Below are 24,748 nucleotides of genomic sequence, written 5' to 3'. Positions count from 1 at the left end.
GCTCTAAAGTTAAACAACGATTATTCGCGGTGGTAAGGATGGTTCGCGGTGATGCTCCACGCTCGGTATAAGCTTTCTGCCATTACGATACGCACTAAAGGGTGGGGTAGCGTTAAGGCAGACAATGACCAGCTTTGGTCTGCTGCAGCTTTGCATGCAGGAGCGAGTCCTTCAGGACCGCCGATTAAGATTGATACATCACGGCCATCTAATTTCCAAGCTTCTAACTGCTCAGCGAGTTGAGGAGTGTCCCATTTTTTACCTGGGATATCTAACGTGACGATACGGTTGCCTTTTGGTACCGCAGCGAGCATCGCTTCCCCTTCTTTTTGCAGGATACGAGCGATATCGGCATTTTTTCCACGTTTGCCAGCAGAGATTTCAATCAACTCCAATGGCATATCATGTGGGAAACGGCGACGATATTCTTGAAAGCCTTCCTCAACCCATTTTGGCATTTTTGTGCCAACAGCAATTAGTTGAATTTTCAAAAGATTAACCCCAGAGTTTTTCTAGCTGGTAGAGTTCGCGGTGCTCTTCTTGCATCACGTGAAGCATGGCGTCGCCCATATCTAGGACTACCCATTCACCTTCGTTTTCACCTTCCATTCCTAGTGGCTCAAGACCGGCTTTTTTCACTTCTGTTGCAACGTGGTCAGCGATGGATGAAACGTGGCGTTTGGATGTGCCAGTACAGATGATCATGTAATCTGTCACGCTTGATTTATCTTCCACATTTAGGACGATAATGTCTTCCGCTTTCATGTCGTCGGCTTTATCAGCTAAAAAGTCTTTCAGTTCTTCGCGAAGCACTCGGTTTTCCTCGGTTTGTCTCTTATCTCTACAGTGTTTTACATTCTTGCTTGCAAAACAGATCGCGCACTATATCACGCTTTGATTTTTAAATTGCCAGCTTAATATCAGGAGAGCAGGTTTCTAAGCTCAACTGATGAATAGTTGGCCATACAGACTCGTCATATTGAGTTTTGGCTTTTATCTCTGCTTGAGCCAACAAGGAGAGCAATGCACAAATACGACTCGCCGATAAGCGGGTCAGTGCTGCGTTATAGAGTGGACGCTTGTTTTGCCAAACTCGATATTTCTCAAATACCTGGTTCATTCCCATTTGAGTTAAGTCTTGATGCATATTTAAAAGTTGGCTCAACTCTTTTTGTACACTTCGAATCAAGATCACGGTCTCGACCCCTTCCGCCTCAAGTTGGCGAAGAATACGTTGTGCACGGTTTGCTTTACCTGCCAGTAAGGCGTCGATCCAGTTAAACGTAGTAAAGTGATTATGGCGACTTAGGGCTTCCTCTAAACGTATGATGGTCAGCTCACCATCCGGGTAGAGTAGGGCCAATTTCTCTAAGCTTTGTGACAATGCAAACAGGTTACCTTCATGCCATTGAGCCAACATTTGCAGTGATTGTTGATCGGGTTTTAGGCCCAACGTGCAGCAACGTGCCTGAATGAACATAGGTAAGCGTTGTAGATCTGGCGACAAACAGCTTACCCAGTCGCCTTTTGAGCTTAATGCTTTGAACCATTTCGCATTTTCTTGGGCTTTGGTCAGTTTGCTACCAACAATGACGAGCATGATGTCATCATGCAGCATATCACACAGTGTTTGCAGCTCTTTGCTGACGGCGGTTGTCACGCCACTCTCTGGAATTTCAAGCTCGATCAATTGACGGTTTGAGAACAGGCTCATCGCTTGGAAGCAATCGTAAACTTGATTCCAGTCGATGCTTGCGTCTACCGCAAAACGGTGTTTTTCCTCAAAACCTTGTTGAAACGCTGCCTTTTGGATTGCTTGGCGGCTCTCTTGAATCAGTAACGGCTCATTACCAAAGATTAGGTAAACTTGTTTAACGTGTTTAGTTAAATGATCCGTTAATTTATCGGCATAAATTCGCATAGTGATTAAGAGTTTGTGTTCGCTGGCTCAGAGATTTGTCCTGCTTCATATTCGGCACGAATACGGCCCAACTGGCGCATCATCTGTTTTGCAGCTTGCAAGCGCATCTCGTCTTCAATTACGTCACGTTCAACAGATTTTGCAAGTGCCGTCAACGGGTTGTCTAGGTAGTTGCGGTTTACTGTTGTCGTAAAGTTTTTAGAGCCATAGCCAGGAATCGTCACACGGTATTTTACTACGTATGTCAGCTCTTTTTCTGCTGCACGGCTATTTTGATACAGAGACAGTGTACGCTCATCGATAGTCGCTTCCGTCAAATGAAGGTTGGGTACAGTCGATGATGGTTGAACAAGTTCAACTTTGTTCAGTTCGAGTTGAGAGCGAACATAGCGAGTTAATTCACTGTATTCATCGTAGCTGGAGAAAGACATAGTGTGCAGCTCTTCCGGTACGGAATACTCGCCGCGAAGGTGAAAACCACAGGCAGAAAGAAGCCCCGCTAATACCAATACCACTGGTAGTTTAATCAAAGAGAAAAAGCGCATTGATTGTATTCATCCTAAATTGAAGGGGTTATTTACCTTAAACCACTCATGTGAATGGTTTGAGGTAAATAAACAGGGTAGCGAACTACCCTGTTTAATGACTCTTGGTTAACAAATAAGTTCGCTAAACAGAGACAAATTGCAAGCTGTGATTAGTTTGCAACGATGTTCAGCAGTTTACCTGGAACGTAAATGACTTTACGAATAGTCAGGCCATCAGTGAACTTAACCACGTTTTCGTCGTTTAGACCAAGCTGTTCGATATCGTCTTTAGAGATATCCGCTGGGACTGTTAGCTTCGCACGTAGCTTACCGTTAACTTGAACAACGATAGTTTTTTCGTCTTCAACTAGCGCTTTTTCGTCAAATGTTGGCCACGCCGCGTTATCAATGTCTGTTTCACCTAGTGCTGCCCATAGCTCGTATGAGATATGCGGAGTGATAGGGTAAAGCATGACAACGATAGCTTTCAGTGCTTCGTCAAGGATTGCACGATCTTGCGCAGATTCTTGAGGCGCTTTCGCTAGTTTGTTCATCAGCTCCATGATCGCTGCGATCGCGGTGTTGAATGTTTGACGACGAGCGATATCGTCCGTCACTTTCGCAATAGTTTTGTGAACGTCACGGCGAAGTGCTTTTTGATCACCAGAAAGCGCGGCGGTATCTACTGCTTCTGCTGCGCCTTTCGCTGTGTGCTCTTTCACTAGTTTCCAAACACGTTTTAGGAAGCGGTTCGCACCTTCTACGCCAGACTCTTGCCATTCAAGTGTCATGTCCGCTGGAGACGCGAACATCATGAATAGACGTACTGTGTCAGCGCCGTACTTATCTACCATTTCTTGAGGGTCGATACCGTTGTTCTTAGACTTAGACATCTTGATCATGCCTGAGTGCGTTACATCGCGACCTTCAGTGTCTTTAGCAGAAGTAATGCGGCCTTTACCATCACGTTCAACGGCTACGTCTGTTGGAGCTACCCACTCTTTGCCGCCTTTCTCGTTCTCGAAGTAGAACGCATCAGCTAGTACCATGCCTTGACACAGTAGTTGCTTGAACGGTTCGTCAGACGTTACGTAGCCCGCGTCACGTAGCAACTTGTGGAAGAAGCGTGAGTACAGTAGGTGCATACAAGCGTGCTCGATACCACCGATGTACTGGTCTACTGGTAGCCAGTAGTTTGCTTTTTCTGGATCTAGGATGTCGTCTGCTTGCGGTGAACAGTAACGCGCGTAGTACCAAGAAGATTCCATGAACGTATCGAACGTATCTGTCTCACGTAGAGCAGGTTCGCCGTTGAATGTGGTCTTCGCCCATTCTTTATCTGCTTTGATTGGGCTGGTTACGCCGTCCATTACCACGTCTTCTGGAAGAATCACTGGTAGTTGGTCAGCAGGTACTGGGTGAACTTCACCGTCTTCAGTCGTTACCATTGGGATTGGTGCGCCCCAGTAACGTTGACGAGATACACCCCAGTCGCGTAGACGGAAGTTTACAGTCTTAGTGCCTTTGCCTTCTGCTTCTAGCTTCGCTGCAATTGCATCGAACGCCGCTTGGAATTCTAGGCCGTCGAATTCACCTGAATCGAACAGTACGCCTTTCTCTGTGTATGCTGCTTCAGAGATGTCTAGCTCGCTGCCATCAGCAGGCTTGATAACTGGCACGATGTCTAGACCGTACTTCGTTGCGAACTCGTAGTCACGTTGGTCGTGTGCAGGTACTGCCATTACCGCGCCTGTACCGTAGTCCATCAATACGAAGTTTGCTACGTATACTGGTACTTCACGGCCGTTCAATGGATGAATAGCAGTAAGGCCAGTAGCCATACCTTTCTTCTCCATTGTCGCTAGCTCAGCTTCTGCAACCTTGTTGTTCTTACATTCGTCGATAAACGCTGCAAGCTCTGGGTTGTTCTCTGCAGCAAGAGCTGCAAGAGGGTGGCCGGCTGCGATGCCCACGTAAGTCACACCCATTAGCGTATCTGGACGTGTCGTGTAAACTTCTAGGTCTTGTTGACCCTTAACCTCAAACTTCAGCTCAACGCCTTCAGATCGGCCAATCCAGTTGCGCTGCATGGTTTTCACCATTTCAGGCCAACCTTCAAGCTTGTCTAGGTCGTCTAGTAGCTCTTGAGCATATTCAGTGATTTTGATGAACCATTGAGGGATTTCTTTTTGCTCTACAGGCGTATCACAACGCCAGCAACAACCGTCTTCAACCTGCTCGTTTGCAAGAACAGTTTGGTCGTTAGGACACCAGTTAACAGAAGACGTCTTTTTGTAAACTAAACCTTTCTCGTAAAGTTTAGTGAAGAACTCTTGTTCCCAGCGGTAGTACTCAGGCGTACATGTTGCGAATTCACGGTTCCAATCGTAACCAAAGCCTAGAAGCTTAAGTTGGTTCTTCATGTATTCGATGTTTTCGTAAGTCCAAGGTGCTGGTGCAGTTTTGTTTTTTACTGCTGCGTTTTCTGCAGGTAGACCGAATGCGTCCCAACCGATTGGTTGCATCACGTTTTTACCTTGTAGGCGTTGGAAACGAGATACTACATCACCGATAGTGTAGTTGCGCACGTGACCCATGTGCAGTCGACCACTTGGGTATGGGAACATGGATAGACAGTAGAATTTTTCTTTATTTGGGTCTTCACTTACAACAAAGGTTTTGTTGTCATCCCAGTGCTTTTGAACTTTTTGTTCAATATCTTGTGGGTTGTATTGTTCTTGCATCGATGGTATCCGTTATCTTGGAATTTGTGAGTTCGGTTAGAACAGACTTAAATAGATCGTCATAGAATACCTAAAGCTAGGGATCACAACAATAGCCAATCTGTACCCATGCGCCCTTAAGTGACGCAGGTAGGAGAAAGATGGAGGTCAGTTATGCCTAAACGTAAAACAGGTTATGAGGAAATGCTCGAGGATGTGATTGAAACCTTGAAGCACAGTCCGGAAGAAGTTAACAAAGCGATTGAGACGTCGGGCAAAGTGGTGGATGCTGCTAATGACTTGACCAAAGATGAATTGGCTTTAATCAAAGCGTACCTTAAAGCAGACTTAAAAGAGTTTTCAGAGAGTTACGAGGACAGTAAAAGTGGTCCGTTTTACTTAACGATTGCGGATTCGATATGGCAAGGGCTGTTAGAGATTACAGACCGAACTAAAGTTGAGTGGGTTGAGTTGTTCGATGACTTAGAGCATCAAGGGCTATATGAAGCAGGAGAGGTGATAGGCTTAGGTACCTTGGTCTGTGATGAGTGTGGTCACAAGACAACGTATAACCACCCAACTGTAATCATTCCGTGTATTAAATGTGGTCACAAAGGCTTTACTCGCCAGTCATTAAAGCCATAAATGGCGCGTAACGACTGTATAATGCAATGAATAAAAAAGAGGCTTGGTCGCCTCTTTTTTGTCTTTTCTACTTTCAAGCTGTTATCAGCTCTGTTTTCTTCTTAAACCGAAAGCCAGCGCTAAACTTAATCCCACCCAAATATACAATGGCCAAGTACCTACGATTCGATATGGCGTTTTCCCATTGGTTGGGGTGAGCTCTGCGCGTAGCACTGCAGTTTCAAACTGCGGTACTTGCTCAACGATTTTTCCCTTGTGATCGGTTACCGCTGTTAATCCGTTGTTAGTCGAGCGGATGAGCGGTTTACCTAATTCTAAGGCACGCATACGGGCGATCTCCATATGCTGAAGAGGGCCGATAGAGTGACCAAACCATGCGTCGTTCGATAGCGTTAGAATGAAGTCTGTTTCGTCAGTCACATTTTGACGTACTTGCTCATTAAAGATGATCTCATAGCAAAGCGCTGGTGCCATGTGCATGCCATTCGCAACGATGTTGGGCTGCACAAAAGCCCCACGGCTAAACGACGACATCGGTAAGTTAAAGAATGGCGCTAATGGGCGCAGAATATCCTCAAATGGAACAAACTCACCAAACGGTAATAGGTGATGCTTATGGTAGCGTTCGCTCAAGTCGAAACTGTAGTCACCGTATGGTGTGATGCCAAGGGACAGAATACTGTTGTAGAACTGTCGATCCTCAGCTTGGTTGACGACACCAGTGATGATTGCGCTATTATTCATTTTTGCTGCGCTGTCAATATTGCTCAAAAATGAAGGCACTTCAATTTCAAAAGCAGGAATTGCAGCTTCTGGCCAGACGATAATATCAGCGTCCCAGTTTTCACGAGTGAGATCGGCGTATTTCATGATGGTTGGCCAACGTTGGCTTGGCAGCCACTTAAGGTTTTGGTCAACGTTACCTTGAATCAGCGCGAGCTTAGTCGTGTCTTCTGGCCGAGGTGTTACCCAATCGTAGTTTCGAATCCCAAAGCCTGTGCTGAGTAATACCGCAGGAATAATCACCATCAGCCACTGTTTATGAACCCAAGCATAGGCTAATGCCCCCGCGCTGATAAGGATAAATAGAGTGAGCAGTTCCACGCCACCGATAGGCGCAAAGCTTGCTAGTGGAGCATCAATCTGGCTGTAGCCTAGCCATAGCCACGGGAAGCCGGTCATCACCCAACCACGCAACCAATCACTGATTAGCCATAAAGCGGGCGCAGCGAGAAGCGCTTTTGTGAGTGTGAATTGAGGAAATAGCTTGTTGTTAAGCCAAGCAAATAAGCCTGAATAAACAGCCAAGTAGGCGACAAGCAAGCCCATTAAAAATAAATTGGCAATCAGTGGCATGCCACCAAAGCCGGAGATACTGACGTACACCCAGCTAACGCCAGTTGCAAATTGACCCAACCCCCAAGCATAGCCAATCCACAGTGCACGTTTCGGAGTTTGGTTAGCAAGAAGAATCAGTAGAATAGCTGGGCTAAGAATGGCAACAGGCCACAACTGGTAAGGTGCAAAAGCGAGCGTAGTAGAGGCGCCAACAAAAGCGGCCACTAAGGGCCGCTTGAGGCGATGAAAGAGTTCATTCATCATTATAATTTTCTGAGATTCCCAATGGGTATCGCGTTACTCTTGAGTGGCTTCAACCAGGGTTTCTTCGTCTGGGATCGTCACTTGGAGTTGAATGACACGACGGTTATCGGCAGCGGTGACTTTGAAGTTGTAACCTTCAATTTCAACCAGTTCACCACGAGAAGGTAAGTGACCAAAGGCAGTCATGACCATGCCACCAACGGTATCTACTTCCTCATCGCTGAAGTTAGTTCCAAATGTCTCATTAAACTCTTCGATGGTTGTCAGCGCTCTGACAGCAAACGTATGCTTGCTAAGCTTACGAATGTCTGTCTCTTCGCTTTCATCGAATTCATCTTCGATATCCCCGACGATTTCTTCAAGGATATCTTCAATGGTCACAAGACCAGAAACACCACCGAATTCATCGACAACAATGGCCATATGATAACGTTCTTCACGGAACTCTTTCAGCAGTCGATCAACGCGTTTACTTTCCGGTACCACAACGGCTGGTCGAATAACTTCTTCGATATCAAATGGATTACTGCCTGAGCCTAAGTATTTAAGTAAGTCCTTCGCAAGAAGAATGCCTTCCACATGGTCTTTATCTTCGCTGATCACAGGGTAGCGAGAGTGTTGAGCATCGGTAATCAAGGCAACCAAGGTATCAAGGTCGTGAGTACGCTCAACCGTAACCATTTGCGAACGCGGGATCATAATGTCACGCACGCGCATTTCGGAGATTTCCATAACACCTTCAAGCATATCGCGGGTGTCATGGTCAATCAGGTCATTGACTTCAGAGTCACGGATAACATCCACAAGCTCTTGGCGATCTTTTGGCTCGCCCTGAAATAATTGACCTAGACGTTCAAAGAAGGACTTTCTACTCGGACCTTCTGCCTTTTCTTTCTTATCTTCGTTAGAAGAGGGAGAATTATCTTCGTTCATTGTTTCTCAATTAAGTAACGCTATCAGAAGTGTGATAGCACACATAGAGAGGCGAACACGAGAATCATTTAGGTGGTTCGCCTTTCCCTGCTGAATAGCCAATGGCTACTCTTTTTCAGCAAGGTAAGGGTCTTCATAGCCCATACCTTGCATGATTTCGGTTTCGAGGGACTCCATCTCTTCGGCTTCGTCATCCTCGATATGATCATAACCTAGCAGATGCAAGCTGCCATGTACAACCATATGCGCCCAATGTGCTAACAGAGGCTTGTTCTGTTCAATTGCCTCTTTTTCAACGACTTGGCGGCAAATAATTAAGTCGCCAAGTAAATCTATTTCCATACCCGGAGGAGCTTCAAATGGAAAAGACAGCACATTAGTCGGTTTATCTTTACCACGATACTCATGGTTAAGCGTGTGACTTTCTTGTTCATCAACAATGCGAATGGTCACTTCGGCTTGTGGCTGGAAGAGAGGAATCGTCTTATCTAGCCACAATTGGAAATCTTGCTGCGAAGGCAGCCCTTCTTCATTTTCGACTGCCAGTTGCAGATCAAGTTCAATCGCCATGATTATTCCTTAGTGGAAGCAACTTGTGCATTCAGTTCAGCTTTTGCTGCTTCTAGTAACTTCGCATCGCGTTCTTCACGACGACGCTTCTCGAACTCTTTACGCTCGTTCTGGTCTTGTGCTTCCCACTTCTCATACGCGTTAACGATACGAGCAACAACTGGGTGACGTACAACGTCGTCTGCTAAGAAGAAGTTAAAGCTGATGTCGTCGACTTCGCTTAATACTTCAATAGCATGACGAAGACCTGATTTTGCACCACGAGGTAAGTCGATTTGCGTGACGTCACCAGTGATAACTGCGCGAGAGTTAAAACCAATACGCGTTAGGAACATCTTCATCTGCTCCACCGTGGTGTTCTGACTCTCATCAAGAATGATGAAAGCGTCGTTTAGAGTACGACCACGCATGTAAGCAAGAGGGGCTACCTCAATCACGTTACGTTCAATCAGCTTCTCTACGCGCTCAAAGCCCAACATTTCAAATAGGGCATCGTATAGTGGACGTAGGTATGGGTCGACTTTCTGGCTTAAGTCACCAGGTAGGAAGCCCAGTTTCTCACCGGCTTCAACCGCAGGGCGCGTCAATAGAATACGACGGATCTCTTGGCGCTCTAGTGCGTCAACTGCTGCTGCAACAGCAAGATAAGTTTTACCTGTACCAGCTGGGCCAATACCAAAAGAAATATCATGCGTGACCATATTAACCAAGTACTGAGCTTGGTTTGGCGTACGTGGTTTGATCACGCCTTTCTTGGTTTTGACGAAGACTTCTTTACCATGCTCGATATTAGACTCAGTATTCTGCTCAAGAACACCAGACTCTTTAATCGCTAAATGGATCTGTTCAGGCTCAATGTCTGGGATCTCACCTCGTACAGGTGCGGTATCAACATACAGAGTTTTCAGGATATCCAGCGCAGCTGATGCGGTATGAGGTTTACCGACAATTGTAAAATGGTCACTACGGTGGTTAATTTCAACGCCTAGACGACGTTCTAAATGCTTGATGTTGTCATCGAATGGACCGCACAGGCTAGCAAGTCGGCGGTTGTCGGAAGGTTCTAGGTTAATTTCTAGAGTTACGATTTTATTACTCAATGTTGCCTCTCATTTTTTGCCACTTAATGAGAGCCTGATAACGACCAGGCTCTCCATGGCTATTTATACGAGCTTATGGCGTAAAAGTAGCTACACCCAGCTCATCTTCGCGACGTGTTTTCGCCATCATCTGCGTTGGGGAAATCACACTACGAAGATCCATGTCTTTTTCAGTACGTACTAGCTCACCACGCAGTGAGTTCGCAAATACGTCTACGATCTTCACATCAACGAACTGACCAATTAGGTCTGCACTACCTTCAAAGTTTACTACACGGTTGTTTTCTGTACGAGCGCGCAGTTCCATTAGGTTTTTCTTCGAAGGACCTTCAACTAGAACACGTTGTTCTGTGCCAAGCATTAAGCGAGAGTAACGCATCGCTTGAGCATTGATAGTTTGCTGTAGTTCGTAAAGGCGCTCTTTCTTCACTTGTTCTGATACATCACAAGGGTAATCCGCTGCTGGCGTACCTGGACGTGGAGAGAAGATGAAGCTGAAGCTCATGTCAAAGTCTACATCTTTGATTAGCTTCATTGTGTCTTGGAAGTCTTTGTCTGTCTCACCAGGGAAACCAACAATAAAGTCTGAACTGATTTGAATATCAGGACGAGCTTTACGCAGTTTACGGATGATCGACTTGTACTCGATAGCGGTGTGAGGGCGTTTCATCATAGTTAGGATACGGTCACTACCACTTTGCACAGGTAAGTGCAGGAAGCTCACAAGCTCAGGCGTATCTTCGTAAACCGCGATGATGTCGTCAGTGAATTCTAGCGGGTGGCTCGTTGTGAAACGAATACGGTCGATACCATCGATAGACGCAACCAAACGAAGCAGTTCTGCAAATGAACAGATTTCACCGTCGTGTGTTGGACCGCGGTACGCGTTTACGTTTTGACCCAGTAGGTTTACTTCACGTACGCCTTGTTCAGCAAGCTGTGCGATTTCGAACAGCACGTCATCCATTGGACGGCTTACTTCTTCACCACGAGTGTACGGTACGACACAGTAAGTACAGTACTTCGAGCAGCCTTCCATAATAGAAACGAATGCTGTCGCGCCTTCCGCACGAGGCTCTGGTAGGCGGTCGAACTTTTCGATCTCTGGGAACGAAATGTCCATAACTGGTGCGTCATCCGACTGAGATTGTTTGATCATCTCAGGTAGGCGGTGCAGAGTTTGTGGGCCAAAAATAACGTCGACGTATGGTGCACGTTCACGAATATGGTCACCTTCTTGCGTTGCTACACAACCACCTACACCGATAACTACGCCAGGTTTTTTATCTTTTAGTGTTTTCCAGCGGCCAAGCTGGTGGAAAACTTTCTCTTGCGCTTTTTCACGGATCGAACAGGTGTTAAGTAGAAGTACGTCTGCTTCCTCTGGCTCTTCCGTCAGCTCGTAGCCGTTTGCAGCATTAAGCAGGTCGGCCATTTTTGATGAATCGTATTCGTTCATCTGGCAGCCCCAGGTTTTAATTAGCAGTTTCTTACTCATCTCACTTTCGCTCGTTCAGTTGTACTTAAATTGGAGAGCTATTGCTCAAATTATAGCCGCCATCACGGCGGTAAGCGGCGTATTGTACTGCTTTAAAAAGCACCTGACTAGTGATCTGGCTAATTCTCTGCAAAGCCTGATGAAATCTAGTTTTTCGCCCTATGCAGAACAAGGTTTTTTGTTAAACAATTTTGTAAAAATAGCCATGGAAAGTACAATAAAAAACGCCAATTAATCAGCACGATGAAGAGTAAAAAATGAACAAGTATGACATCGCCGTGATCGGTGGCGGTATGGTTGGGGCAGCCGTCGCTGTTGGATTTGCCAAGCAGGGCAGAAGCGTTGTCTTGGTTGAAGGTGCAAAACCCAAAGCTTTTGATGCCGCTCAGGCGATGGATATTCGCGTATCTGCGATTTCGCACCAGTCGGTGGAGTTACTTGATTCACTCGGCGCATGGTCAGAAATTAAAAGTATGCGAGTTTGCCCTTATCGGCGTTTAGAAACTTGGGAGCACCCGGAGTGCCGTACTCGTTTTCACTCTGATGAACTGTCATTGGAGCAGCTAGGTTATATCGTTGAAAACCGCCTAATCCAATTAGGTCTTTGGCAAGTCTTTTCTCAGTATGACAATCTAACCGTGATGTGTCCCGAGCGATTAAAAGACATTGAGTTTGCAGATGTAAACCTTGTGACACTAGAAAGTGGGGTGCAGTTTGAAGCTAACTGGGTAATTGGTGCTGATGGTGCAAACTCTAAAGTTCGTCAATTGGCTGGAATTGGTGTGACTGCGTGGGATTACCGACAACACTGCATGTTGATTAACGTGAAAACAGAATTGCCACAGCAAGATATCACTTGGCAACAATTTACTCCTTCAGGCCCGCGTTCATTTTTACCTTTGTGCTCTTTGACTAATGAAGACGGTCAAGAAGTAGGCCAAGGTTCGTTGGTTTGGTATGACTCGCCAAAACGCATTAAACAACTGTGTGCGATGGGTAAACCTCAACTAAGGGAAGAAATCTTACGTCATTTCCCTGCTGAATTGGGCGATATTGAAGTTTTACAGTTTGGCTCATTCCCACTCACTCGTCGTCATGCACAAAGCTACTCAAGCAAAAATTGCGTGTTAGTGGGTGACTCTGCCCATACGATTAACCCGCTTGCAGGGCAAGGGGTAAACTTAGGCTTCAAAGATGTAGACGTTCTCCTTTCGGTAACAGAACACAAAGAACAGCTGGAAGATGCCTTACTCGCGAAATACGAACGTGCACGTCGACCTGACAACTTACTCATGCAGACTGGCATGGACTTTTTCTATAAAGGTTTTAGCAACGACCTTGGGCCATTGAAGTTTGTACGTAATGCTGCATTGAAGTTTGCTGAAAACTCAGGACCGATCAAGGCTCAAGTACTGAAATACGCTTTAGGTATGTAGTAAGTTACTCAATCCACAGATAGAAAAAAAGCGAGCCATGAGCTCGCTTTTTTAATTCGGCAAATCTAATGATTTCCCGAGTCCAGAACCAAAAAAAGAAAAAACCCAGCAAAGTAATGCTGGGTTTTCCGATAATGGTGCGGAAGGAGAGACTTGAACTCTCACACCTTGCGGCGCCAGAACCTAAATCTGGTGCGTCTACCAATTCCGCCACTTCCGCAACTTAATCTATAGATATCAAGATAATTGGTAAAATCTCAATATCGTTGTATATGGCAGGGCTACCTGGATTCGAACCAGGGAATGGCGGCATCAAAAGCCGCTGCCTTACCGCTTGGCGATAGCCCTACAGCGTAAATAGTCAAAGACTACTTAACCTCTCTTACCGAGAGAAAGAATGGTGCGGAAGGAGAGACTTGAACTCTCACACCTTACGGCGCCAGAACCTAAATCTGGTGCGTCTACCAATTCCGCCACTTCCGCGTATTCTGATAGTGTAGATTAATTTAAGATGGTGCGGAAGGAGAGACTTGAACTCTCACACCTTGCGGCGCCAGAACCTAAATCTGGTGCGTCTACCAATTCCGCCACTTCCGCATCTTAAATCTACGTGACCGATAGCTTATGCTAGCAATCCAATCAATGGTGGCTACGACGGGATTCGAACCTGTGACCCCATCATTATGAGTGATGTGCTCTAACCAGCTGAGCTACGTAGCCATTTTAAAACTTCGACCAAGAATGGTGCGGAAGGAGAGACTTGAACTCTCACACCTTGCGGCGCCAGAACCTAAATCTGGTGCGTCTACCAATTCCGCCACTTCCGCAACTTGATCTGTAGATATCAAGATAATTGGTAAAATCTTAATATCATTGTATGTGGCAGGGCTACCTGGATTCGAACCAGGGAATGGCGGCATCAAAAGCCGCTGCCTTACCGCTTGGCGATAGCCCTACATTGCTCTAATAAAAGAGACTTCAATAATGGTGCGGAAGGAGAGACTTGAACTCTCACACCTTGCGGCGCCAGAACCTAAATCTGGTGCGTCTACCAATTCCGCCACTTCCGCAACTTATTCTGTAGTTATCAAGGTAATTGGTAAAAACCTAAATAACGTTGTTTATGGTGGCTACGACGGGATTCGAACCTGTGACCCCATCATTATGAGTGATGTGCTCTAACCAGCTGAGCTACGTAGCCATTTTAAACTTTTGATCAAGAATGGTGCGGAAGGAGAGACTTGAACTCTCACACCTTGCGGCGCCAGAACCTAAATCTGGTGCGTCTACCAATTCCGCCACTTCCGCAACTTGATCTGTAGATATTAAGATTATTGGTAAAATCTCAATATCATTGTATATGGCAGGGCTACCTGGATTCGAACCAGGGAATGGCGGCATCAAAAGCCGCTGCCTTACCGCTTGGCGATAGCCCTACATTGCTCTAATAAAAGAGACTTTAATAATGGTGCGGAAGGAGAGACTTGAACTCTCACACCTTGCGGCGCCAGAACCTAAATCTGGTGCGTCTACCAATTCCGCCACTTCCGCAACTTATTCTGTAGATATCAAGATAATTGGTAAAATCTCAATATCGTTCCTCTATTTCAAGGAAAATAATGGCAGGGCTACCTGGATTCGAACCAGGGAATGGCGGCATCAAAAGCCGCTGCCTTACCGCTTGGCGATAGCCCTACATTGCTCTAATACAAGAGACTTCAATAATGGTGCGGAAGGAGAGACTTGAACTCTCACACCTTGCGGCGCCAGAACCTAAATCTGGTGCGTCTACCAATTCCGCCACTTCCGCAACTTGAACTGTAGATATCAAGATAATTGGTAAAATCTTAATATCATTGTATGTGGCAGGGCTACCTGGATTCGAACCAGGGAATGGCGGCATCAAAAGCCGCTGCCTTACCGCTTGGCGATAGCCCTACATTGCTCTAATAAAAGAGACTTCAATAATGGTGCGGAAGGAGAGACTTGAACTCTCACACCTTGCGGCGCCAGAACCTAAATCTGGTGCGTCTACCAATTCCGCCACTTCCGCAACTTATTCTGTAGTTATCAAGGTAATTGGTAAAAACCTAAATAACGTTGTTCATGGTGGCTACGACGGGATTCGAACCTGTGACCCCATCATTATGAGTGATGTGCTCTAACCAGCTGAGCTACGTAGCCATCTTTTGGAGCGAGACAATATAAACCTTCACGCTCTCAGTGACAACCCCTTTTATAAAGGAATCTCACTTGAATAATGGCAGGTCTACCTGGATTCGAACCAGGGAATGGCGGCATCAAAAGCCGCTGCCTTACCGCTTGGCGATAGACCTGCAGGCAATAGTCACAATGACTATTTAAAATATGGTGCGGAAGGAGAGACTTGAACTCTCACACCTTGCGGCGCCAGAACCTAAATCTGGTGCGTCTACCAATTCCGCCACTTCCGCATCTATTCCTAATTGCTCTGATAAAAAGAACACTTAGGAATGGTGGCTACGACGGGATTCGAACCTGTGACCCCATCATTATGAGTGATGTGCTCTAACCAGCTGAGCTACGTAGCCAAAACCATATTTTTTGCTCTCAACGCTTCGTTGCCTTGTCGTTGGGAACGGCGCGCATTATGCGAAGTTGAGTGAGATCCGTCAACAGTTTTTTTTAATAAATTTCGGAAAAAACCTCGTTCGCTTCCTTTTTAAACAAAGAGGCGTGTTTATGATCTAAAACTGGAAATAAATTAGCTTGCAGTTAGGTAATTTATTTTTGCTCATTTACTTAAGGTATTAAAAAAGCCAGCTTAGCAGCTGGCTTTTAGTGTAAATGAAGTGTTTAAAACTCATTCATTTAATTAAACATTGAAGCGGAAGTGTACAACATCACCATCTTTTACGATGTAGTCTTTACCTTCTAGACGCCATTTACCTGCGTCTTTTGCGCCATTTTCACCATTGAATTGGATGAAATCGTCGTAACCGACTACTTCTGCACGAATAAAGCCTTTCTCGAAGTCAGTGTGGATCTTACCTGCAGCCTGAGGCGCAGTTGCACCAACAGGGATTGTCCACGCACGTACTTCTTTAACACCCGCCGTGAAGTAGGTGTGTAGAGTCAGTAGCTCGTAACCAGAGCGAATTACACGGTTCAGCCCCGGTTCTTCGATCCCCATATCCGCTAGGAATTCTTCGCGATCTTCATCTTCTAGTTCAGATAGTTCAGATTCGATAGCTGCACATACAGGTACAACGACGTTGTTTTCTTTTTCTGCGAACTCGCGAACCGCATCTAGATATGGGTTATTTTCGAAACCATCTTCGTTTACGTTTGCAATGTACATAGTTGGCTTCAGTGTAAGGAAGTTTAGGTAGCCGATTGCTGCTAACTCTTCTTTAGATAGCTCAACTGTGCGCGCCATGCCGCCTTCAGTTAGTACTGGTAACAGTTTTTCTAGTACTGTTAGTTCAAATTTTGCGTCTTTATCGCCGCCTTTTGCCTTCTTCGCGTTACGTTGAATCGCTCGCTCACAAGAATCAAGGTCAGCCATTGCAAGTTCAAGGTTGATCACTTCGATATCTTCGATAGGTGAAACTTTACCTGAAACATGAACAATGTTTTCGTTTTCAAAACAACGTACAACGTGGCCAATCGCGTCTGTTTCACGGATGTTAGCTAGGAATTTGTTACCTAAACCTTCACCACGTGATGCACCAGCAACAAGACCAGCGATGTCCACGAACTCCATCGTCGTTGGAAGAACTCTCTGTGGGTTAACGATCTTAGCTAGTGCGTCTAGACGTAGATCTGGCACAGGAACCACACCAGTGTTTGGTTCAATGGTACAGAACGGGAAGTTTGCTGCTTCGATACCCGCTTTAGTTAGTGCGTTGAACAGAGTTGATTTACCTACGTTAGGTAGACCAACGATGCCACATTTAAAACCCATGATAGTAACCTTATTCAGCTTTGAACGTGTGGAGGCGATTTTGTGCTTTAGATAGGCCATCCTTAATCAGGATATCTAGACAACGAACAGCCTCATCAGCTGCTGCATCTAAAAGCTCTTGCTCTTTAGCTGGCGCTTTACCTAATACAAAACCCGCCACTTTATCTTTGTGTCCCGGATGACCAATGCCAATGCGAAGACGATAAAAATCTTTGTTATTGCCCAGTTTGCTAATGGTGTCACGCAGACCGTTGTGTCCACCGTGACCCCCACCTTTTTTAAACTTAGCGACACCTGGCGGTAAGTCCAGCTCGTCATGAGCAACCATGATCTCTTCAGGTTTAATTTGATAAAATTTCGCAAGCGCTGCGATCGATTTACCTGATAGATTCATGAAGGTGGTTGGGATAAGCAAACGGAGATCCTGGCCATTGACCATAATGCGTCCTGTTAGACCAAAAAACTTTGGTTCGTTCTTCAGTGTAACGTTGTGAACGCGTGCTAATTCTTCTACAACCCAAGCGCCCGCATTGTGACGAGTTCTGGCGTATTCTGGTCCTGGATTAGCAAGACCAACAAGAAGTTTGATTTGTTGACTCAAGGTTAGGATCTCTCTGGAATCTCAAAAAGCGCAGTATGATAGCACAGAATTCTCGCAGTGGGCGACCAAGGGATTTTCTGGTTATCAGTACAAATAAAAAAACACCCCAAAGAGGGGTGCTTTTGAAATCAGTCTAACTGAAATGTTCGGATTAGTTGAACATTGCAGAGATTGACTCTTCGTTACTGATACGACGAATCGCTTCAGCTAGCATGCGAGATAGGCTTAGTGTTGTCACTTTGCCTGTTGCAGCCATCTCTTTAGATAGAGAGATAGAGTCAGTTACGATAACTTGGTCAAGAACTGAGTTCTTGATGTTGTCCGCAGCGTTGCCTGAGAATACAGCGTGAGTAGCGTAAGCGAATACACGCTTAGCACCGCGCTCTTTTAGTGCTTCAGCTGCTTTACATAGTGTGCCACCTGTGTCGATCATGTCATCAACGATCACACAGTCACGACCTTCAACATCACCGATTAGGTTCATTACTTCAGAAACGTTTGCACGTGGACGACGCTTATCTACGATTGCGATGTCGATGTCGCCTAGTGCTTTTGCTGTTGCGCGAGCACGAACAACGCCACCTAGGTCAGGAGATACCACAACAGGGTTATCTAGACCGCGAGCCTGCATATCTTCAAGTAGCACTGGCGTGCCGAAGATGTTGTCTACAGGTACATCGAAGAAGCCTTGAATTTGCTCTGCGTGTAGGTCGATAGTTAGAACGCGGTCAACACCAACGTTAGATAGGAAATCAGCAACAACTTTTGCAGTAATTGGCACACGCGCAGAACGTACACGACGGTCTTGGCGAGCGTAGCCGAAGTAAGGGATAACTGCAGTGATACGGCCTGCTGAAGCACGGCGCATTGCATCAATCATAACAACCAATTCCATTAGGTTGTCGTTAGTCGGTGCACAAGTGGATTGAATGATGAAAACATCGCTACCACGAACATTCTCATTGATTTGAACTGCAACTTCGCCATCAGAAAAGCGAGAAACAGATGCATCACCAAGAGAGATGTAAAGACGATCAGCAATACGTTGGGCTAGTTCAGGTGTTGCGTTACCAGCAAATAGCTTCATATCAGGCACGGTGGAAACCTCGGGTTTGCGTCCAGTTTAAATAGGTCGGTGTGAGGCTGATTGGTATTCAGCCAAAGTCTCTTTTAATGGCGAAATATTGCGCCCTTGAGCGACAAATGCCGAGACTTTATCAGAGAGTTGTGCAAGGATAGTTTCTGCTTCAGATTTGCTCGAAAATTCAGCAAAAACGCAAGATCCTGTCCCCGTCAATCTTGACGGCGCGTATTGTAGCAGCCAAGAAAGTTGCTTATCAACCTCTGGGTAGAGCATTCGTACAATTTTTTCGCAATCGTTTACGCTTGGTGTATTTAAAAGTGTTTCTAGATCTCGTTTTGGGGTGTTTCGCGTTAGATCTGGATGACAAAAAACGTCGACGGTTGCGATAGAAACATTCGGTCTGACGACTAAATACCACTTTTCTTCGGGATAAGCGGGGGAGAGTTTCTCGCCAACACCTTCAGCAAAAGCTGCAAATCCGCGCACAAACACGGGCACGTCTGCGCCCAGTTTTAAACCAATTTCAGCCAGTTCATCGTCAGTTAGATTCAGTTGCCATAAGTAGTTCAGTGCCACTAATGCTGTAGCCGCGTTCGATGAGCCCCCACCAATGCCCCCACCCATAGGTAGCACTTTCTGTAGCTCAATATGTGCGCCAAAAGGGCACTCTGAGTATGCTTGAAGTGCGGTTGCTGCTTTCCAAATTAAATTGTCTTGAAGAGGCACACCTTCTATATCTGGAGAAATCGTAATATCACCAGAATGGTTTGCTTGAATGGTGAGCTCATCGCCGTGATCGACGAATTGGAATAAGGTTTGTAACTCGTGGTAGCCATTTTCTGTGCGACCGTTGATGTATAGAAAGAGATTCAATTTCGCTGGTGATGGCCAGCGGGTTGAAAGTTCGATCATTGGGTGATGTTCCATTTTGTGATCACTAGATTTATTTTGACGTCAGCAGTGGTGAGTCTCAGCTTATTTGGCAGTGGTAGAGACTGCTCATGCCATTGAACATCGCCATACCGTTGATAAGCAATACGCCAATCATTTAAACCAATTTGTTTGTTTAACGCTTGCAGTGTATTGGTTGGGGACAATTGGAATTTGTCGGCATCGGTCGGTAGGCCTAATAGCCAGTCAGGCATGTGTTCAACGGGCATCATTAACCCCGTAAGACGGTAAATTAGCTGGTTTGCACTGCGAGAGGAAAGGACCTGATCGTCGTAAGTTTCTACTGTGGCACCTTGTGGGGTGATGGTGAGCTTTAATGCCGTTTGTCCGAGAATCGTAGTTAAACGCAACTGGCTTAGTGCTGAAGAATGTTTCCAGTAGAAATTTAAATTTTGTCTTTGGTCTGGGCCAATATAACCAAGTTTTCCCGTTGCTTGAAAATCTTGGATGGTCTCGAGTCGTTGCTCATGAGCTTGCCATTCAACGCTGGTAACACTTTCAGGAACGGAGGAACAACCAGCGAGCAGTAAGCTCGACAAGAAAAAAAGAATAAAGGAGCGTAACGTCATGTTTGATGGCTTATTAATCAGTTTCGTCGGGAATCGCTCACAACTATAGCATTGAAAAGTCGCAGTTAGGAAAACAAATCCGGCTTACCCTTTCAATAAATGCGTGCTTACAGTAAAATTCTGGACCTATTTTATAACCTATCCCAGAGATACCACGTTAGATGTCCTTGCTTGCTATTGGAATCAATCACAATACAGCGTCTGTCGACTTGCGAGAGAAGGTGGCGTTTGGTCCGGATAAACTCGGCCCTGCACTCGAGCAACTTAGAGAGCACGAAGCGGTTAACGGCAGTGTGATTGTTTCAACCTGTAACCGAACTGAGTTGTACTGCGATGTTAAGCAAGGAGCGCGAAACAAGTTGATCGATTGGCTTGCTCAATTTCATCAAGTGAGCCGCGAAGATTTAATGCCGAGTTTGTATGTGCATGAAGAACAAGCCGCAATTAAGCATTTGATGCGCGTATCATGCGGGCTAGATTCTCTGGTGTTGGGTGAGCCTCAAATTTTGGGGCAGGTAAAGCAAGCATTTTCTGACTCGCGAGATCATCAAGCCGTCGATGCTTCAATTGATAAACTGTTTCAAAAGACGTTCTCAGTCGCCAAGCGTGTGAGAACAGAAACAGATATCGGCGGTAATGCTGTGTCCGTGGCTTATGCCGCATGTACATTGGCAAAACATATTTTTGAGTCGTTATCTGATTCAACCGTGCTTTTGGTTGGTGCGGGAGAGACGATTGAACTGGTCGCAAAGCATTTAGCATCCAACGGCTGCACAAAAATGATTGTCGCGAACCGCACTAAAGAGCGTGCGCAAGGCTTAGCGGATCAATTTGGCGCAGAAGTGATCAGTTTGAACGAAATTCCTGAACATTTGGCGAAAGCGGATATCGTGATTAGCTCAACGGCGAGCCCATTGCCTATTATTGGCAAAGGTATGGTCGAAACGGCTCTGAAGCAGCGCCGACATCAACCTATCTTGTTAGTCGATATTGCGGTGCCGCGAGATGTAGAGTCGGAAGTCGGTGAACTGAACGACGCATATTTGTATTCGGTTGATGACTTGCAATCTATCATCGACAGCAACATTGAGCAGCGTAAAGTCGAAGCGATTCAAGCCGAAGCGATTGTTAGTGAAGAAAGCGCTGCGTTTATGACGTGGTTGCGTTCACTGCAAGCCGTCGATAGTATTCGCGACTATCGCAAATCAGCCAACGAAATTCGTGAAGAGTTACTAAGCAAAAGTTTGCAATCTTTAGCGGCGGGCGCAGATCCAGAGAAAGTGCTGCGCGAGCTGAGTAATAAACTCACCAACAAACTGATTCACGCCCCAACTCGCGCACTGCAAAGTGCGGCAGAGCAAGGCGAACCAGCAAAATTAACGATTATCCGCCAGACACTCGGCTTGGATGATCTATAACTCACGCTTTTTATTAAGAAAACGACACTATGAAAGCCTCTATTCTGACTAAGCTAGAAACGCTAGTAGAACGTTACGAAGAAGTTCAACATCTTCTTGGTGATCCTGATGTTATTGGAGATCAGGACAAATTCCGTGCTCTATCAAGAGAGTACTCTCAGCTAGAAGAAGTAACCAAGTGCTTCCAAGCTTATCAACAAGCGCAAGAAGATCTTGTCGCCGCTGAAGAGATGGCAAACGAAGACGACGAAGAAATGCGTGAAATGGCGCAAGAAGAAATCAAAGAAGCGAAAGCGACTATTGAGCGTCTTACTGATGAGCTACAGATTCTTCTTTTGCCAAAAGATCCGAACGATGATCGTAACTGTTTCCTAGAAATTCGCGCAGGTGCGGGTGGCGACGAAGCGGGTATTTTCGCGGGTGACTTATTCCGTATGTACAGCAAGTACGCAGAAAAGCGTGGCTGGCGCATCGAGGTGATGTCTTCAAACGAAGCTGAACACGGTGGTTACAAAGAGATGATCGCAAAAGTGAGCGGCGATGGTGCGTACGGCGTACTGAAGTTTGAGTCTGGCGGTCACCGTGTGCAACGTGTTCCTGCAACTGAATCCCAAGGCCGTGTGCATACTTCTGCATGTACCGTAGCGGTGATGGCGGAAATCCCAGAAGCGGATCTGCCAGAAATCAAAGCAGCAGACCTGAAAATCGATACGTTCCGTGCATCTGGCGCGGGTGGTCAGCACGTTAACACCACGGATTCTGCAATCCGTATTACCCACTTACCAACGGGTACGGTAGTAGAGTGTCAGGACGAGCGTTCACAGCACAAGAACAAAGCGAAAGCGATGGCGGTTCTTGCTGCTCGTATCGTTCAAGCGGAAGAAGAGCGTCGTGCTGCAGAAGTGTCTGATACACGTCGTAACCTTCTAGGTTCTGGTGACCGTAGTGACCGTATTCGTACCTACAACTACCCACAAGGTCGTGTGTCTGATCACCGCATCAACCTGACCATCTACCGTTTGAACGAAGTGATGGAAGGTGACCTGCAGAGCTTGATTGATCCTGTGATTCAAGAGCACCAAGCAGACCAACTTGCGGCGCTCGCAGAGAACGGCTAATCGATGAGCCAAGTTCAATCAATTGAGCAAGCACTGAAAAGTGCGACGGCGAAACTGGCAGAAGGCGGCAAAGAGTCGCCTTCTCTCGATGCAGCTGTACTCCTCTGCCATGTCCTTGGCAAACCACGAACTTATCTACTGACCTGGCCAGAAAAAACATTAGAAGCAGAGCAACAAGCAAAATTCGACGCTCTACTTGAACGACGTTTAGCTGGTGAACCCGTCGCTTATATTATTGGTGAGCGAGAGTTTTGGTCTCTACCGTTCAAAGTTTCTCCCTCCACCTTGATCCCAAGACCGGATACAGAACGTTTGGTCGAAGTTGCACTCGATAAGACCTATGAGCAAACAGGACCTATTTTAGATCTTGGAACGGGGACGGGGGCAATTGCTATCGCACTCGCATCTGAAATGCCAAAACGTCAAGTGATGGGCGTAGATCTCAAGCAAGAAGCGAAAGCACTTGCAGAGTACAATGCTGAGCAGCTAAACATCAAAAATGTGACCTTTGCTCAAGGCAGTTGGTTCGAGCCTATTGCAGAGGGTACGAAGTTTGCTTTAATTGTCTCCAACCCGCCGTATATTGATGAAAAAGATCCACATTTATCCCAAGGTGATGTGCGCTTTGAGCCAAAATCTGCATTAGTTGCTAAGGAGAATGGTTTAGCCGATATCCGCCATATCTCGGATCTTGCTCGTCAGTATCTTGAAGTGGGCGGTTGGCTGGCATTCGAACATGGTTATGATCAGGGTGATGCCGTACGTGAGATAATGCGTGGTTTTGGTTACCAACAAGTTGCCACGGAAAAAGATTACGGCGGTAACGATCGAGTAACGCTCGGTTGTTTTGCCTGTTAATCACGGAAGTCAGCAAACACTAACTAAAAAGAGAAGAAAAATGTACGTAGCTCTAAAACACATACACTTAGTGACGATTGCGCTCAGCGCGACACTATTATCGATCCGATTCGTGTTAATGATGATGAACTCACCGAAGCGAAATAATCGCTTTTTGAAAGTGTTTCCCCACATCGTTGATACTGCATTGCTAGTGTCAGGTATCGCGCTTATTTTCATTACTGGTTTCATCCCGTTTACTGATGCCGCACCGTGGTTAACAAACAAAATCACCTGCGTACTGGCGTACATTGCACTCGGTTTCTTCTCGTTGAAGCTTGCGAAAAACAACCTACTGAAGATATTTGGCTTTTTCGGCGCATTAGGTTGGTTGGTCATGGCTGCAAACATTGCTGTGTCTAAGAGCCCTACGTTATTTGGATAAGACGTCATGTTAGAGTTTTTTGACGAAGATTTTGACAATATACCGTTGGTGGAAGGTGCGCTTGAGCTAAACAAAGCGATTAACCCAGAAACCAAAGTACATTGGGCGAAACAAGAGTTAGAGCGTCTTTACAAAGATGCAGAAGCCACGCTTGTTCATGAAACCGATGAAGAGCAACGATTTGATGCATTCCTACGACTGTTTTTCCATGAGTGGGGATTCAAAGGCGACGAGCAGGAATACTTTATTTCGGACAACAGCTTTATCGATAAAGTGTTGGAGCGCCGAAAAGGTATTCCGGTTAGTTTAGGTTCGATTTTATTATATCTAGGCAAAAAGCTGGGTTTCCCGTTGAAGGGAGTCACTTTCCCTACTCAGTTTCTGCTAAAAGTCGATTGGATGCATAAAAAGCCAGACTACATTAACCCATTTAATGGTGAGTATGTGGGGGAAAGAATTCTCCAAGCTTGGCTTATTGGGCAAGAAGGACCGTTGGCTCAGTTAAAGCCAGAACACTTTGAAGAAGCTGACAATCCAACCATTATTGGTCGCTGGTTAGCGTTGATCAAAAGTGCGATGTTACGTGAAGAGCACTACACGCTGGCGTTGCGTTGTACGAACCTTGCGTTAACCTTTGTGCCAGATGACCCATACGAGATTCGTGATCGTGGTTTTATCTTCCAACAGCTAGAGTGCCCTCAAGTGGCGGTGTCAGATTTTCAGTACTTTATTGACCAATGCCCTGACGATCCGGCTTCTGAGCTACTAAAATCACAAGTTAATGTGATGAGTGAAACGCACGTCACACTTCACTAATTTTATCG

Annotated in this window: 22 protein-coding genes and 20 tRNA genes; 7 read left to right on the top strand and 35 right to left on the bottom strand. The window is 45.9% G+C overall.

What is annotated here, in order from left to right; genetic code table 11:
• Positions 1 to 20 precede the first annotated feature (20 nt).
• The 5 genes from rlmH to leuS form a co-directional block, all read right to left on the bottom strand.
• Positions 21 to 491: a 23S rRNA (pseudouridine(1915)-N(3))-methyltransferase RlmH gene (gene rlmH / locus F7Y48_RS03910; RefSeq protein ID WP_017821762.1), complete on the bottom strand. Its 471-nt coding sequence runs from the start codon at positions 489 to 491 to the stop codon at positions 21 to 23.
• 4 nt (positions 492 to 495) lie between these two features.
• Positions 496 to 813, bottom strand: a complete 318-nt coding sequence (gene rsfS, locus F7Y48_RS03905; RefSeq protein ID WP_005373015.1) for a ribosome silencing factor — start codon at positions 811 to 813, stop codon at positions 496 to 498.
• A gap of 88 nt (positions 814 to 901) precedes the next feature.
• Positions 902 to 1,921, bottom strand: coding sequence for a DNA polymerase III subunit delta (gene holA, locus F7Y48_RS03900; RefSeq protein WP_109169987.1), 1,020 nt, complete (start codon positions 1,919 to 1,921; stop codon positions 902 to 904).
• A gap of 5 nt (positions 1,922 to 1,926) precedes the next feature.
• Entirely contained in the window at positions 1,927 to 2,466 is a 540-nt protein-coding gene (gene lptE, locus F7Y48_RS03895; protein WP_005373019.1) for an LPS assembly lipoprotein LptE, read from the bottom strand.
• Positions 2,467 to 2,618: 152 nt separating this feature from the next.
• On the bottom strand, positions 2,619 to 5,192 hold the full coding sequence (gene leuS / locus F7Y48_RS03890; RefSeq protein WP_005391313.1) for a leucine--tRNA ligase: 2,574 nt from the start codon (positions 5,190 to 5,192) through the stop codon (positions 2,619 to 2,621).
• 153 nt (positions 5,193 to 5,345) lie between these two features.
• Here leuS and F7Y48_RS03885 point away from each other — a divergent pair, with 153 nt between their 5' ends.
• Complete coding sequence (locus tag F7Y48_RS03885) at positions 5,346 to 5,816, top strand: zinc ribbon-containing protein (protein ID WP_005373024.1); 471 nt, start codon at positions 5,346 to 5,348, stop codon at positions 5,814 to 5,816.
• Positions 5,817 to 5,900: 84 nt separating this feature from the next.
• Here the strand turns inward: F7Y48_RS03885 and lnt are convergent, their stop codons facing one another.
• From lnt to miaB, 5 genes are all read right to left on the bottom strand, one after another.
• The gene (lnt, locus tag F7Y48_RS03880) at positions 5,901 to 7,418 is read right to left on the bottom strand and encodes an apolipoprotein N-acyltransferase (protein ID WP_193447830.1); all 1,518 of its coding nucleotides are present in this window, start codon (positions 7,416 to 7,418) and stop codon (positions 5,901 to 5,903) included.
• A 33-nt stretch (positions 7,419 to 7,451) separates the two neighbouring features.
• Positions 7,452 to 8,351 carry a CNNM family magnesium/cobalt transport protein CorC gene (gene corC, locus F7Y48_RS03875; protein ID WP_005384118.1) on the bottom strand — a complete coding sequence of 300 codons (900 nt, stop codon included), beginning with the start codon at positions 8,349 to 8,351 and terminating at the stop codon, positions 7,452 to 7,454.
• Positions 8,352 to 8,456: 105 nt separating this feature from the next.
• Entirely contained in the window at positions 8,457 to 8,921 is a 465-nt protein-coding gene (gene ybeY / locus F7Y48_RS03870; RefSeq protein WP_182036856.1) for an rRNA maturation RNase YbeY, read from the bottom strand.
• 2 nt (positions 8,922 to 8,923) lie between these two features.
• Positions 8,924 to 10,021, bottom strand: a complete 1,098-nt coding sequence (locus tag F7Y48_RS03865) for a PhoH family protein (RefSeq protein ID WP_316681408.1) — start codon at positions 10,019 to 10,021, stop codon at positions 8,924 to 8,926.
• A 73-nt stretch (positions 10,022 to 10,094) separates the two neighbouring features.
• Complete coding sequence (gene miaB, locus F7Y48_RS03860; RefSeq protein WP_005391310.1) at positions 10,095 to 11,519, bottom strand: tRNA (N6-isopentenyl adenosine(37)-C2)-methylthiotransferase MiaB; 1,425 nt, start codon at positions 11,517 to 11,519, stop codon at positions 10,095 to 10,097.
• A 257-nt stretch (positions 11,520 to 11,776) separates the two neighbouring features.
• Here miaB and F7Y48_RS03855 point away from each other — a divergent pair, with 257 nt between their 5' ends.
• Positions 11,777 to 12,955 carry a 2-octaprenyl-3-methyl-6-methoxy-1,4-benzoquinol hydroxylase gene (locus F7Y48_RS03855; protein ID WP_258508421.1) on the top strand — a complete coding sequence of 393 codons (1,179 nt, stop codon included), beginning with the start codon at positions 11,777 to 11,779 and terminating at the stop codon, positions 12,953 to 12,955.
• Positions 12,956 to 13,090: 135 nt separating this feature from the next.
• On the opposite strand, the gene F7Y48_RS03850 is transcribed toward F7Y48_RS03855, so the two are convergent.
• From F7Y48_RS03850 to lolB, 25 genes are all read right to left on the bottom strand, one after another.
• A tRNA-Leu gene (locus F7Y48_RS03850) sits at positions 13,091 to 13,175 on the bottom strand.
• Positions 13,176 to 13,228: 53 nt separating this feature from the next.
• Positions 13,229 to 13,303 (bottom strand) — tRNA-Gln (locus F7Y48_RS03845).
• A 50-nt stretch (positions 13,304 to 13,353) separates the two neighbouring features.
• Positions 13,354 to 13,438: transfer RNA gene (locus F7Y48_RS03840), tRNA-Leu, on the bottom strand.
• A 29-nt stretch (positions 13,439 to 13,467) separates the two neighbouring features.
• A tRNA-Leu gene (locus F7Y48_RS03835) sits at positions 13,468 to 13,552 on the bottom strand.
• 46 nt (positions 13,553 to 13,598) lie between these two features.
• A tRNA-Met gene (locus F7Y48_RS03830) sits at positions 13,599 to 13,675 on the bottom strand.
• 22 nt (positions 13,676 to 13,697) lie between these two features.
• A tRNA-Leu gene (locus F7Y48_RS03825) sits at positions 13,698 to 13,782 on the bottom strand.
• Positions 13,783 to 13,835: 53 nt separating this feature from the next.
• Positions 13,836 to 13,910: transfer RNA gene (locus F7Y48_RS03820), tRNA-Gln, on the bottom strand.
• A 30-nt stretch (positions 13,911 to 13,940) separates the two neighbouring features.
• Positions 13,941 to 14,025 (bottom strand) — tRNA-Leu (locus F7Y48_RS03815).
• Between the two features lie 54 nt (positions 14,026 to 14,079).
• Positions 14,080 to 14,156, bottom strand: a tRNA-Met gene (locus F7Y48_RS03810).
• Positions 14,157 to 14,178: 22 nt separating this feature from the next.
• Positions 14,179 to 14,263, bottom strand: a tRNA-Leu gene (locus tag F7Y48_RS03805).
• Positions 14,264 to 14,316: 53 nt separating this feature from the next.
• Positions 14,317 to 14,391, bottom strand: a tRNA-Gln gene (locus tag F7Y48_RS03800).
• A 30-nt stretch (positions 14,392 to 14,421) separates the two neighbouring features.
• Positions 14,422 to 14,506, bottom strand: a tRNA-Leu gene (locus F7Y48_RS03795).
• 69 nt (positions 14,507 to 14,575) lie between these two features.
• Positions 14,576 to 14,650, bottom strand: a tRNA-Gln gene (locus F7Y48_RS03790).
• A 30-nt stretch (positions 14,651 to 14,680) separates the two neighbouring features.
• Positions 14,681 to 14,765, bottom strand: a tRNA-Leu gene (locus F7Y48_RS03785).
• 53 nt (positions 14,766 to 14,818) lie between these two features.
• Positions 14,819 to 14,893, bottom strand: a tRNA-Gln gene (locus F7Y48_RS03780).
• 30 nt (positions 14,894 to 14,923) lie between these two features.
• Positions 14,924 to 15,008: transfer RNA gene (locus F7Y48_RS03775), tRNA-Leu, on the bottom strand.
• A gap of 54 nt (positions 15,009 to 15,062) precedes the next feature.
• Positions 15,063 to 15,139 (bottom strand) — tRNA-Met (locus tag F7Y48_RS03770).
• A 77-nt stretch (positions 15,140 to 15,216) separates the two neighbouring features.
• Positions 15,217 to 15,291 (bottom strand) — tRNA-Gln (locus F7Y48_RS03765).
• Between the two features lie 32 nt (positions 15,292 to 15,323).
• Positions 15,324 to 15,408: transfer RNA gene (locus F7Y48_RS03760), tRNA-Leu, on the bottom strand.
• 40 nt (positions 15,409 to 15,448) lie between these two features.
• Positions 15,449 to 15,525, bottom strand: a tRNA-Met gene (locus tag F7Y48_RS03755).
• A 284-nt stretch (positions 15,526 to 15,809) separates the two neighbouring features.
• On the bottom strand, positions 15,810 to 16,901 hold the full coding sequence (ychF, locus tag F7Y48_RS03750) for a redox-regulated ATPase YchF (RefSeq protein WP_005393178.1): 1,092 nt from the start codon (positions 16,899 to 16,901) through the stop codon (positions 15,810 to 15,812).
• A 10-nt stretch (positions 16,902 to 16,911) separates the two neighbouring features.
• The gene (gene pth, locus F7Y48_RS03745; protein ID WP_005384112.1) at positions 16,912 to 17,502 is read right to left on the bottom strand and encodes an aminoacyl-tRNA hydrolase; all 591 of its coding nucleotides are present in this window, start codon (positions 17,500 to 17,502) and stop codon (positions 16,912 to 16,914) included.
• 151 nt (positions 17,503 to 17,653) lie between these two features.
• Entirely contained in the window at positions 17,654 to 18,598 is a 945-nt protein-coding gene (locus F7Y48_RS03740; protein ID WP_005393176.1) for a ribose-phosphate pyrophosphokinase, read from the bottom strand.
• A gap of 27 nt (positions 18,599 to 18,625) precedes the next feature.
• On the bottom strand, positions 18,626 to 19,498 hold the full coding sequence (ispE, locus tag F7Y48_RS03735) for a 4-(cytidine 5'-diphospho)-2-C-methyl-D-erythritol kinase (RefSeq protein ID WP_046874292.1): 873 nt from the start codon (positions 19,496 to 19,498) through the stop codon (positions 18,626 to 18,628).
• Positions 19,495 to 20,106: a lipoprotein insertase outer membrane protein LolB gene (gene lolB / locus F7Y48_RS03730; protein WP_248381591.1), complete on the bottom strand. Its 612-nt coding sequence runs from the start codon at positions 20,104 to 20,106 to the stop codon at positions 19,495 to 19,497. Before lolB ends, ispE begins: the two co-directional genes overlap by 4 nt.
• Before the next feature lie 161 nt (positions 20,107 to 20,267).
• Here lolB and hemA point away from each other — a divergent pair, with 161 nt between their 5' ends.
• From hemA to F7Y48_RS03705, 5 genes are read left to right on the top strand one after another with little or no spacing between them, the layout of a single operon-like run.
• Positions 20,268 to 21,524 (top strand): glutamyl-tRNA reductase, encoded by a 1,257-nt coding sequence (gene hemA / locus F7Y48_RS03725; RefSeq protein ID WP_005384104.1) that lies wholly within the window; start codon positions 20,268 to 20,270, stop codon positions 21,522 to 21,524.
• Between the two features lie 29 nt (positions 21,525 to 21,553).
• The gene (gene prfA / locus F7Y48_RS03720; protein ID WP_006743330.1) at positions 21,554 to 22,642 is read left to right on the top strand and encodes a peptide chain release factor 1; all 1,089 of its coding nucleotides are present in this window, start codon (positions 21,554 to 21,556) and stop codon (positions 22,640 to 22,642) included.
• A gap of 3 nt (positions 22,643 to 22,645) precedes the next feature.
• Positions 22,646 to 23,500 (top strand): peptide chain release factor N(5)-glutamine methyltransferase, encoded by an 855-nt coding sequence (gene prmC, locus F7Y48_RS03715; RefSeq protein WP_182037319.1) that lies wholly within the window; start codon positions 22,646 to 22,648, stop codon positions 23,498 to 23,500.
• 40 nt (positions 23,501 to 23,540) lie between these two features.
• Positions 23,541 to 23,924 carry a SirB2 family protein gene (locus F7Y48_RS03710; protein WP_005382225.1) on the top strand — a complete coding sequence of 128 codons (384 nt, stop codon included), beginning with the start codon at positions 23,541 to 23,543 and terminating at the stop codon, positions 23,922 to 23,924.
• A gap of 6 nt (positions 23,925 to 23,930) precedes the next feature.
• Positions 23,931 to 24,740, top strand: coding sequence for a SirB1 family protein (locus F7Y48_RS03705; RefSeq protein WP_005384098.1), 810 nt, complete (start codon positions 23,931 to 23,933; stop codon positions 24,738 to 24,740).
• The last annotated feature ends 8 nt before the right edge of the window (positions 24,741 to 24,748 follow it).

The sequence above is a fragment of the Vibrio sp. 2-1-2a genome (assembly GCF_032648565.1).
Classification (GTDB): Bacteria; Pseudomonadota; Gammaproteobacteria; order Enterobacterales; family Vibrionaceae; genus Vibrio; species Vibrio diabolicus.
Note: the sequence above shows the minus strand (reverse complement) of the source record. Positions and strands in the feature narration are given on the sequence as shown.